The organism is Halanaerobiales bacterium (assembly GCA_035270125.1).
Taxonomy (GTDB): Bacteria; Bacillota; Halanaerobiia; order Halanaerobiales; family DATFIM01; genus DATFIM01.
In genome coordinates this window covers 1-10,683 of sequence record DATFIM010000142.1, presented here as the reverse complement: position 1 = coordinate 10,683, position 10,683 = coordinate 1, and the positions used below count along the sequence as shown (strand labels likewise).

The 10,683-nt window shown below is 28.2% G+C and carries 12 protein-coding genes; all 12 read left to right on the top strand.

Translation table 11 applies throughout. From position 1 onward, the window contains the following. Nucleotides 1–1,530: helicase C-terminal domain-containing protein (locus VJ881_07530; GenBank protein HKL75901.1), on the top strand; the 1,530-nt coding region annotated here is incomplete at its 5' end. After that, nucleotides 1,520–2,443, top strand: coding sequence for a cell wall hydrolase (locus VJ881_07525; protein HKL75900.1), 924 nt, complete (start codon nt 1,520–1,522; stop codon nt 2,441–2,443). The genes VJ881_07530 and VJ881_07525, both read left to right, overlap by 11 nt. Before the next feature lie 33 nt (nt 2,444–2,476). After that, nucleotides 2,477–2,908, top strand: a complete 432-nt coding sequence (gene dut, locus VJ881_07520) for a dUTP diphosphatase (protein HKL75899.1) — start codon at nt 2,477–2,479, stop codon at nt 2,906–2,908. 83 nt (nt 2,909–2,991) lie between these two features. Beyond that, nucleotides 2,992–4,176, top strand: a complete 1,185-nt coding sequence (locus tag VJ881_07515; protein HKL75898.1) for a PLP-dependent aspartate aminotransferase family protein — start codon at nt 2,992–2,994, stop codon at nt 4,174–4,176. A gap of 86 nt (nt 4,177–4,262) precedes the next feature. After that, nucleotides 4,263–4,391 (top strand): desulfoferrodoxin FeS4 iron-binding domain-containing protein, encoded by a 129-nt coding sequence (locus VJ881_07510; protein ID HKL75897.1) that lies wholly within the window; start codon nt 4,263–4,265, stop codon nt 4,389–4,391. A 56-nt stretch (nt 4,392–4,447) separates the two neighbouring features. Beyond that, nucleotides 4,448–4,828: a CoA-binding protein gene (locus VJ881_07505; protein HKL75896.1), complete on the top strand. Its 381-nt coding sequence runs from the start codon at nt 4,448–4,450 to the stop codon at nt 4,826–4,828. Nucleotides 4,829–4,870: 42 nt separating this feature from the next. Then, the gene (locus VJ881_07500) at nt 4,871–5,524 is read left to right on the top strand and encodes a TIGR00153 family protein (GenBank protein HKL75895.1); all 654 of its coding nucleotides are present in this window, start codon (nt 4,871–4,873) and stop codon (nt 5,522–5,524) included. Next, entirely contained in the window at nt 5,525–6,448 is a 924-nt protein-coding gene (locus tag VJ881_07495; protein ID HKL75894.1) for an inorganic phosphate transporter, read from the top strand. A 67-nt stretch (nt 6,449–6,515) separates the two neighbouring features. Beyond that, nucleotides 6,516–7,634, top strand: a complete 1,119-nt coding sequence (gene ugpC / locus VJ881_07490) for a sn-glycerol-3-phosphate ABC transporter ATP-binding protein UgpC (GenBank protein ID HKL75893.1) — start codon at nt 6,516–6,518, stop codon at nt 7,632–7,634. Between the two features lie 24 nt (nt 7,635–7,658). Beyond that, complete coding sequence (asnS, locus tag VJ881_07485) at nt 7,659–9,050, top strand: asparagine--tRNA ligase (protein HKL75892.1); 1,392 nt, start codon at nt 7,659–7,661, stop codon at nt 9,048–9,050. A 69-nt stretch (nt 9,051–9,119) separates the two neighbouring features. Continuing rightward, on the top strand, nt 9,120–9,644 hold the full coding sequence (locus VJ881_07480) for a methylated-DNA--[protein]-cysteine S-methyltransferase (protein ID HKL75891.1): 525 nt from the start codon (nt 9,120–9,122) through the stop codon (nt 9,642–9,644). 12 nt (nt 9,645–9,656) lie between these two features. Beyond that, nucleotides 9,657–10,683: M3 family metallopeptidase (locus tag VJ881_07475; protein HKL75890.1), on the top strand; the 1,027-nt coding region annotated here is incomplete at its 3' end.

Genomic DNA, 10,683 nt, shown 5'->3' with positions numbered 1-10,683 from the left:
AGAAAAGAAGTTTATTCAGCTGATCTTTTAGTAGTTAATCATCACCTTTTATTAGCAGATGCCAGATTGAAATATGATTTAAATGATGAGAGTGGTGTTTTACCTCCTTATAAAAATTTGATTATTGATGAAGCTCATAATATAAATGAAGTGGCAACAAAACATTTAGGAAAATCTTTTTATTTTAATTCATTACAAAAATTCATTGATAGGTTAAATGAAAATAAATATTCTTTAGTGCCTTCTATCCGCAATGATATTAGTAATCATAAAATAAATGATAAAAAGAAACTATATAAAGTTTTAGATAATAAAATTACTCCCTTAATAAAAAGAATTGATGAATTTAGCAAAAATTATTACAATATTGTAAAAGGATTTTTTAATGAATATTCTGATGATTATCAATTAAGATTAAAAAATAAATATATGAAAACTGATAAATGGGAAAAAGTATATAGAAATGGTGATAAGCTTTTAGGATATTTAACTAACTTAAATTACTATTTTAATGATTTATATGAAGATTTAATGTTAAATGATAATTTAAGTGAAGATTTTGATGAAACAATAGTGGAACTTGAATCTATTTTAGGGAGATTATCAAAATTAATAGATAATTTAGATTTTAATTTAGAAGCTGAAGAAAACAATTATGTTTTTTGGTTAGAAAAAAAGAGAAAAAGGGAAAATTCTATAATTAATCAGATGAATGCACCTCTGGAAGTTTCTGATTTATTAGCTGAGTATATATGGGATAAGCTTGATAGTCTTATTTTAACTTCTGCTACTTTAACTGTAGATAAAAGTTTTGATTTTTTTGCTAATGGGTTGGGATTAAAAAATGCTGACACCTTAAGAATTGAATCTCCTTTTGATTATGAAAACCAGGCTGTCTTAGCTATACCAGGAAATATACCACAGGCTAATTCAAAAGATTTTTTAGATAAAATAATTGAAGATCTTCAGGAAATAATTATATCTTATGGAGGAGAAACTTTAGTACTTTTTACCTCATATAGTATGTTAAATTACTGTTATAATTATATGACTGATAATTTTCAAAAACATAATTTAAATATTTTAGCTCAAGGTAGTTATTCAAGAAAATATATAATTGAATCATTTAAAGAAAATAATTCTCAGATTATTTTTGGTACTGTTAGCTTTTGGGAAGGCATTGATATTAAAGGTGATGATCTCAAATATTTAATAATGATGAAATTACCATTTCCGGTTCCTTCTGAAGCGGTTGCTTCAGCTCGTAAAGAAAAAATAAAAGAAAATGGTCAAAACCCTTTTTATGATTATAGTCTACCAAGAGCTGTTATTAGATTTAAACAGGGATTTGGAAGATTAATAAGGTCTAAAAAAGATAAAGGTATGATTACTGTTCTGGATAATAGACTTTTAAATAAATCATATGGGAAAATATTTTTGAATTCCCTTCCTGAAACCTGTCCCATCAAAAAGGTTAAAATGAGATCTTTAATAAGAAAAGAGAAAATAGGAGGAAGTTATGAAAAGTAAATTTATTCTGGTCTCTTTATTTATAATTATTTCAATAATATCAATCAATATTTCAATTAAAGCTGCTCCTGACTTTAAATTGATTTATGTGATTCAGACCGGTGATACTCTATCAGAAGTAGCAGAAAAATATAATATAAGTATTGATAGATTAAAGAAAGTTAATGATATAAAAAAGGGTAAAATAATTAAAGCAGGTGAAGAACTAATAATTCCAAAAAGAAAAAATGAAAAAGAAGAAAAAGAAGCCCCAAAATTGTTTTCTGAAAAAATTGAAACTAAGACTAAATCATTTTCTTTTGATAATAATAGTACATATTCAATCAGAATTAATGATAATAAACAAAAAATAGAAGTTAATATACCACCATCTCAATTGATAACTTATCATGTAAGTTTAGGAGATACCCTTTATGAGTTAGCCGGAGATTTTAATACATCCACCGGAGTAATTATGGCTTTAAATAATCTTGAAAATAGTATTATTAGAGCTGGTGATAATTTAAAAGTACCAATTAACAATCTCACTGAAAGAGAAGTATTATCTAAAACTATAACAAATAAAGAGTTAGAATTATTAGCAAGAGTAATTTTTGGTGAAGCTAGAGGAGAACCTTATATAGGTCAGATTGCAGTTGGGGCAGTTGTAATAAATAGGGTAGTAAGTTCTTATTTTCCTGATGATTTTAGAAGTGTTATTTATCAATCAGGTCAATTTTCAGCAGTAGCAGATGGACAAATTAATTTAAGCCCTAATAGAACTGCCTACAGAGCGGCTAGAGAAGCTTTAAATGGTAAAGATCCTACACGAGGTGCTTTATATTATTATAACCCTAGAATAGCTAAAAACAAGTGGTGGTTTGAGACAAGAGAACCCTTAGTTACAATTGGAGAACATGTTTTTGCAAAGTAATATTTAACTATTTTTAAAAATTGAGGTGAAACTATGAAAATAAAAATTGAAAAACTTGTTGATGATGTTCCTTTACCTGAATATCAACATTATGGAGAAGATGCTGGTCTTGATTTACATGCTTCTGAAAATAAGGTAATCTCTCCGGGAGAATATAAATTAATTAAAACAGGTATAAAAATAGCTATTCCCGAAGGTTATGGTGGATTTGTATATCCTAGAAGTGGATTGGCTTTAGATCACGGGATAACTGTTTTAAATGCTGATGGAGTTATCGATCCTGGTTATAGAGGGGAATTAGGTGTAATTTTAATTAATCATGGAGATAATAAATTTGAAATTAAAAAAGGAGATAGAATTGCTCAATTAATTATACATCGGACATTTACAGTTGAATGGGAAAAAGTTGATAATCTTGAAAAAAGTCAAAGAGGATCAGGAGGATTTGGCCATACTGGGAAATAGTATAAAGTTATTGCAGGAAATAATAATTTATTAAAGAAATATAAAATTAGAGTATTTTGAAACAGGTTTTTTGGGAGGTAATCATGAAAAAGGAAAAAAGTTTTGAAACAATGGCAATTCACGCTGGAGAAAAAGAAGGAAAAGCTAAAAATGCATTAAATAATCCTATATATATGACTTCGACTTTTACTTTTGATAATCTGGAACATGCTGAAAAGACTTTTTCCTTTAAAACAGATGATTATGTTTATACAAGAGGTAATAATCCAACACTTAAAGTTTTAGAAAAAAAGATAGCTGCTCTTGAAAATGGCTGTGATGCAGTTGCTTTTGCATCCGGAATGGCTGCAATTAGTTCAACAATATTGTCTGAAGTTGGCCCTGGGGAAAAGGTTTTAGCGCATAAAGTTCTTTATGGTTCAAGTCATAATTTTATCAAAAATATGTTACCAGAAAATAAAATTGAGTCTAAATTATTAGATTTTACAGATTTAAATAAATTAGAAAAAAATATATCTGAAAAGGTTTCAGTAGTTTATTTTGAAACTCCTGCTAATCCAAACTTAGATATTATTGATATTAAAAAGGTTACTAAAATTGCTCATTCTTATAATGCAAAAGTAATAGTTGATAATACCTTTGCTACTCCTTTTTTTCAAAATCCTTTAAATTTTGGTGCTGATATTGTTATACATAGTGCAACCAAATATATTAGTGGACATGGAGATGTAGTTGCTGGAATAGCAATTGCTAATGATCAGGATTATATTCATAAATTAAAATTTGATTATATGGCTGAATATGGTGGTGTATTAAGTCCTTTTAATGCCTGGTTACTACTGCGAGGATTAAAGACATTATCATTAAGAATGAGAGAACATGAAAAAAATGCAATTAAAATTGCAAAATATTTAAAAAATAACTCAAAAGTTAAAAAAGTATATTATCCTGGTTTTGAAGAAAGAAATGATTATGAAATTATTAAAAAACAAATGTCTGGTTATGGGGCTATGATTTCTTTTGAATTGAAAGGTGATATCCAAAAGTCAAAAAAATTAGTTAATTCATTAAATTTATTTCAATTGGCAGTAAGTCTTGGAGATACTGAATCTTTGATTGAATATCCTTTTGCTATGACTCATAGAGATTATTCAGAAGAAGAGTTAAAAAAATTAGGTTTATCAAAAAAATTACTTAGAATTTCAGTAGGTTTAGAAACAGCTAAAGATTTAATTGATGATTTAAAACAGGCTTTTTCAAAAATTTAGTTTTTTATCATTTTCAATTCAAATTGACAACTATCTTGAAGATTATTATAATAGTTATAAACTATAATTTTACTGGAGGTGAAAAAATGGCTGTAAAAAAGAAAGGTGAAGTTTTTCGCTGTGAAGTTTGTGGTAATGTTGTAGAAGTAAAAGAAGTTGGTGGAGGAGAACTTGTTTGTTGTGGACAGGCAATGAAACTTATAACTGAAGAATAGGTTTTAAATTATTAAATATATTATAAATTAGAAAATTTAATTTATAGGGGGTTTTTATGAATAATTTAAAATCTAAAATTATGAATATGAAAAATTGGGCAGTTCTTGGGGCTACAAAAGACAAAGATCGTTTTGGATATAAAGTTGTAAATATTTTAAATAAAAATAATTATAATGTTTATCCTATAACACCCAAATATGAAAAAATTGATGGTTTAAAAGCTTATGATTCTCTTGATGAAATTAATGATGATATTGATGTAGTTAATTTTGTAGTTAATCCTAATCTAGGAATAAAATTAATAGATGAAGTAATTGAAAAGAACATAAATTATATATGGCTTCAACCAGGAAGTAGAAGTGAGGAATTAAAGAAAAAAGCTGCAAATAATTCCATTAAATATATTGAAGACTGTATTTATGAGAGTTTAAAATAAAATAATTTTGTTTTTAAATAAGTTTTAAAAGGAGAGAAATTTATGGTTGGTTTTTGGGGAGATACTGATAAGATAGTTGATTTATTTGAAGAACATGAACAAACAGTACAGTCATGTTTGGATAAATTTGTTAAAACTATCGAATTATATATTGATGAAGGTGGTAGTGATAAAGTAAAAAATCTCTCTAAAGAAGTTCATAATCTAGAAACTGAAGCTGATAAAATAAGAAGAAATATCATTAAATTACTTATTAAAGAAAAATTTTTATTACCGAACACTAGAAGAGATTTTATGAACTTATTAGAATATCTTGATAAAGTAGCTGATTATGCTGAGGCAGCTCTTGACTATGTCATTCTACAGGATATGGATATTAGTGAAATTGGCAAAAATTATCTTAATGATATTCTAAATATGACTATTGAACAATATAAGTTATTAAAAAAAGCTGTAAGTTTGTTATTTGAAAATATAGATGATGCTTATGAATATGTGGCCAAAATAGAGGAAATTGAATCACAAATTGATGATATAGAACGGATATTAATTTCTCGGATTTCTAAAAGAGACGAATTAAGTTATGGACTAAAAAGTTTGTATAGAGATTTTGTAACTATGATTGCAAATATTTCTGATGTTATAGAAGATGCAGGAGACGAAATAGAGTTAATCATTGCAATGAGGAAAATATAAATGTTTAAACTAATATCTGGTTTTTTTCTGGGATGGGCTTTAGGTTCTAATGATGCTGCTAATATTTTTGGTACTGCTGTGGCAACAAGAACTATAAGATTTTGGACAGCTGCCATTTTAACCTCTATATTTGTTATTGTTGGAGCAGTTTTAGAAGGTAGTGGAGGAATGCACACTTTAGGTTCACTTTCCTCTCAAACTGTTAATTCTGCCTTTATAACTTCTTTAGCAGCAGCAATTACTGTAAGTTTAATGACTTACTTAAAACTTCCTGTGTCTACCTCACAGGCTGTTGTAGGAGCGATTATTGGTAGTGGAATAGTTAGAAATACTGTTAATTTCAGACCACTTTTAAAGATTTTTTCAGCATGGATATTTACTCCAATCGGTGCTTTAATTATAGCAATAATTTTTATGAAAATATATAGCAAATATATCGAAAATTATATTAATAATATAATTAAATTGGATAGAATAGTTAAAATTGGGTTAGTTATTGCAGGTATTTATGGTTCATATGCTTTAGGTGCAAATAATGTTGCCAATGTTACAGGGGTTTATGTTAAAACTGGTCTTGTTTCTCCATTACAGGGCGCATTAATTGGTGGAATAGCAATAGCTAGTGGAGTTTTAACTTATAGCAGAAGTGTTATGATGACAGTTGGAAAAAAAATAACTGAGTTATCTTCTTTAAATGCCCTAATTGCTGTATTAGCTGAATCTACTACAGTTTATATTTATGCTCGAATAGGTATACCTGTCTCTACATCTCAGGCGATTGTAGGTGCAGTTATTGGTATTGGTTTAATAAAAGGGATAAATTTAATAAATAAAAATACTTTAAAAAATATATTATTTGGGTGGTTAGGTACTCCAACGATAGCTCTTATAATAAGTTTTATTTTTACAAAATTCATTAATTAAATTATTTAAGTGAATTTTATGATGAAAACGTTTGCATTATTTTAATTAACAAGGGAGGATGAATAAAATGGCAGGAGTTTTTTTAGAAAATATCACAAAAAGATATGACGATGTGGTAGCGGTAAAAGATGCAAATTTAGAAATTAAAGATAAAGAATTTTTAGTTTTAGTTGGGCCTTCTGGATGTGGAAAATCAACTACTTTAAGAATGATCGCAGGACTTGAAGACATAACAGAAGGTACTATAAAAATTGGAGATGAAATTGTTAATGATGTAGCTCCAAAAGATAGAGATATTGCAATGGTATTTCAAAATTATGCTTTATATCCTCACATGAATGTATATGATAATATGGCATTTGGGTTAAAATTACGTAAAGAACCAAAAGATTTAATTGATAAAAGAGTTAATGAAGCAGCTGAAATTTTAGGTATTGAAGAATTATTAGATAGAAAGCCTAAAAAATTATCAGGTGGTCAAAGACAAAGAGTGGCTTTAGGAAGGGCTATTGTTAGAGAACCTAAGGTGTTTTTGATGGATGAACCACTTTCCAATCTTGATGCTAAATTAAGAGTTCAAATGCGTGCTGAATTAAGTAAATTACATGATAGATTACAAACAACAGTTGTTTATGTAACCCATGATCAAACTGAAGCTATGACCATGGGAGATAGAATAGTTGTATTAAATGAGGGAATTATCCAGCAGGTAGATGATCCTTTAACTTTATATAATGAACCCAATAATATGTTTGTAGCGGGTTTTATTGGTAGCCCTTCAATGAACTTTCTTAATGCCAAATTAGTTAATGAAGGCAATGAATATTACGTTGAAGGTAATGGAAGTTTTAAAATCAAAATACCTCAGCAAAAAATAGAAGAATTTCCTGATATTAAAAATTATACTAATAAACAGGTTGTTTTGGGTTTGCGACCTGAAGATGTTGTTGATGCTAATATAAATCATGATTTTGAAATTAAGGAAAATAATTCTTTTAAAGCTGAAGTAGATGTTTTAGAACCAATGGGATCAGAGATATATTTATATCTTGATCGCGATGAGCATTCATTTGTAGCAAGAGTTGAAGCTGAAAGTAAAGCTGATGTAGGGGATAAAATTAAAGTTGGTGTTGATACTAGAAAAATGCATATCTTTGATATGGAAACCGAAGAAGCAATAATTTAAATTATAAATTTAGGAGGATTTACAATGAATTATTTTGATAGAGAAAAAATCAAGGATATTGTTAACAAAAATTTTGATTCAAAAAAAGATGTAATTGTACTCGGATGGGTAAGGACAAAAAGAGTATCCAAAAATATAGCTTTTCTGGAAATTAATGATGGAAGCACTTCAAAAAATTTACAGATTGTAATACTTGATCCTGAATCTTTCCCACTTTCTGATATTTCAAATGGTGCTAGTGTTAAGATAAAAGGTTATCTTGAAGAAGTAGAAGGAAGAGAACAGGATATAGAAATGAAGGCAGAAGAGATAACTGTAATTGGAAAATCTCCAGAAGATTACCCTTTACAAAAAAAGGAACATACTAATGAATTTTTAAGAGAGATAGCTCATTTAAGACCAAGAAGTGATACTTTTGGAGCTATTAATAGATTTAGAAGTAAAATTGCATATGGAATTCATAAATTTTATCAGGAAAGAGGTTTTCATTATGTACATGCTCCAATAATCACTACTGGTGATGCTGAAGGAGCTGGAGATTTATTTAGTGTTACATCTTTTGATTTTGATGATCTTCCAAAAGATGATAAGGGGAATACAGATTTTTCTCAGGACTTTTTTGGAGAAAAAGCAGGTTTGACAGTTAGCGGTCAACTTGAAGCTGAACTCCTGGCAACTTCTTTAGGTGATGTTTATACATTTGGTCCTACATTTAGAGCAGAAAATTCTAATACGTCCCGCCACGCTTCAGAGTTTTGGATGGTTGAACCTGAAATGGCATTCTGCAATTTAGAAGAAATGATGGATTTAATAGAAGAATTTATTAAGTATTTATTTCAGTTTGCTTTAGATGAAGCTTCTGAAGAAATGGATTTTTTCCGTAAAAACATTAATGAAGATAGAATTGAAACAATAAAAGAAATTATTGATTCTGAATTTGGTAGAATTACTTATACTGAAGCCATTGATATTTTAAAAGAGGCTGAACAGGATTTTGAATTTCCAGTAGAATGGGGTAATGATTTACAATCTGAACACGAAAGATACTTAACTGAAAAACATTTTGAAAAACCTATTATGGTAACTAATTATCCTAAAGGTATTAAATCTTTTTATATGCGCTTAAATGATGATCAAAAAACTGTAGCTGCTGTTGATTTATTGGTACCTCAGGTAGGGGAAATTATTGGAGGTAGCCAGCGTGAAGAAAGAGAAGATGTATTAGTTGAAAGAATGAAGGAAGATGAAATGGATATTGAAAAATATGATTGGTTTATAGATATTAGAAAATATGGAACTGTTCCACATTCTGGTTTTGGACTTGGTTTTGAAAGAGCATTAATGTATCTATCAGGCATAAGTAATATTAGAGATGTAATTCCATTTCCAAGAACTCCAGGTAGTGCTAAGTTTTAGTTTTTAATATAATTTATAATACTACTGTTTTTTTGTTTTTGACTTGTCAAGAGATCAGGGGGGAGTATGGTGTATAATGAATTTTATAGCAGTTACTATCCTTCTCCATTGGGATTACTGAAAATAACATTTTCAGCTGATGGGGTTAAAAGATTGGATTTTATTAATAAAACTGATATAAAGAATAAAAAATGTAATGGTTTATTTTTTAATAAAAAAGAGGTAAGGGATACCTATAACTTGATTTATGATCAGCTGAATGAATATTTTACTGGTAATCGTAGTAATTTTAATTTACCTATTTTATTGAGTGGGAGTAAGTTTCAGTTACAGGTGTGGGAAGAAGTTTCTAATATCCCATATGGTGAAACAAAATCTTACCAGGAAATAGCAGCTGCTATAGGGAAGAAAAGGGCTGCAAGAGCAGTGGGAAATGCTAATGCTCAAAACCCTCTTCCAATTATTATTCCCTGTCATCGAGTTGTAAGTGCTAATGGTAGTTTGACTGGCTATTCAGGTGGTTTATGGAGAAAAAGGTGGTTATTAGAGTTAGAAAATAGATATTATAACAGAAGAGGTGTGGTCCTTAATTAAGGAGGAAATTTAATGGCTAAAGAACTTCCAAAAAGAAATGAAATAGAAGAAAAATATAAATGGAATTTAGAAGATATATATATAAATGATGATGAATGGGAAAATGATTATAATAAAGTTCAGGAATTATTACCTAAAATAGAAGAATATAAAGGTAAAGTAACAAATTCTGCAAATGATTTGTTAGAATTACTTAACACCTTAATGAAAACACAAGAAATTATTTCAAGGCTATATGCATATGCTCATATGAAAAAAGATGAAGATACTAGAGAACAAAATTATCAGGCTTTATTTAATAGAGCTCAACATATAAGTAATGAATTAGATAATACTAAATCATTTATTAAACCTGAACTTCTTAAAACCTCACAAGAAAAATTAAATAAATTTATGGAAAAGAATGAGGATTTAAAATTATACGAACATTATCTTGATAATATAATCAGACAAAAAGATCATTATTTATCAGAAAAAGAAGAAAAGATTCTTGCTTTAGCTAATGATGTAACTCAAGCTCCGGAAAATATTTTTTCAATTTTAAATAATGCTGATTTAGAATTTCCTATAATTAAAGATGAAGATAAAAATGATGTTAGATTAACTCATGGAAGATATATAAAATTTCTACAAAGTAAAAATAGAAGAGTAAGAAAAGAGGCTTTTAATGCATTGTATGATTCTTATGATGATTTTATTAATACATATGCTACAACCCTTAATAGTGAAATAAAAACTCATGTTTTTAGGGCAAAGGCTAGAAATTATAATTCTTCTTTAGAAGCTGCTTTAGATGAGGACAATATTTCTGTTGAAGTTTATGATAATTTAATAAATGAAGTTAACAATAATTTAGATTCGATGCATAAATATGTGGGTCTCAGAAAGAAACTTCTTAATTTAGAAGAACTACATATGTATGATGTTTATACACCTCTTATAGAGGAAGTAGAAATGGAAATTCCTTATAATGAAGCAGTTGAAAAAGTTAAGAAAGCATTAAAACCTCTTAAAAACAAGTATTTACAAAATTTAGAAA

Bases quoted from the DNA above. Each gene is read 5' to 3' on its own strand.
- VJ881_07525 (HKL75900.1), top strand. From the start codon at position 1,520: ATGAAAAGTAAATTTATTCTGGTCTCTTTATTTATAATTATTTCAATA.
- dut (HKL75899.1), top strand. From the start codon at position 2,477: ATGAAAATAAAAATTGAAAAACTTGTTGATGATGTTCCTTTACCTGAA.
- VJ881_07515 (HKL75898.1), top strand. From the start codon at position 2,992: ATGAAAAAGGAAAAAAGTTTTGAAACAATGGCAATTCACGCTGGAGAA.
- VJ881_07510 (HKL75897.1), top strand. From the start codon at position 4,263: ATGGCTGTAAAAAAGAAAGGTGAAGTTTTTCGCTGTGAAGTTTGTGGT.
- VJ881_07505 (HKL75896.1), top strand. From the start codon at position 4,448: ATGAATAATTTAAAATCTAAAATTATGAATATGAAAAATTGGGCAGTT.
- VJ881_07500 (HKL75895.1), top strand. From the start codon at position 4,871: ATGGTTGGTTTTTGGGGAGATACTGATAAGATAGTTGATTTATTTGAA.
- VJ881_07495 (HKL75894.1), top strand. From the start codon at position 5,525: ATGTTTAAACTAATATCTGGTTTTTTTCTGGGATGGGCTTTAGGTTCT.
- ugpC (HKL75893.1), top strand. From the start codon at position 6,516: ATGGCAGGAGTTTTTTTAGAAAATATCACAAAAAGATATGACGATGTG.
- asnS (HKL75892.1), top strand. From the start codon at position 7,659: ATGAATTATTTTGATAGAGAAAAAATCAAGGATATTGTTAACAAAAAT.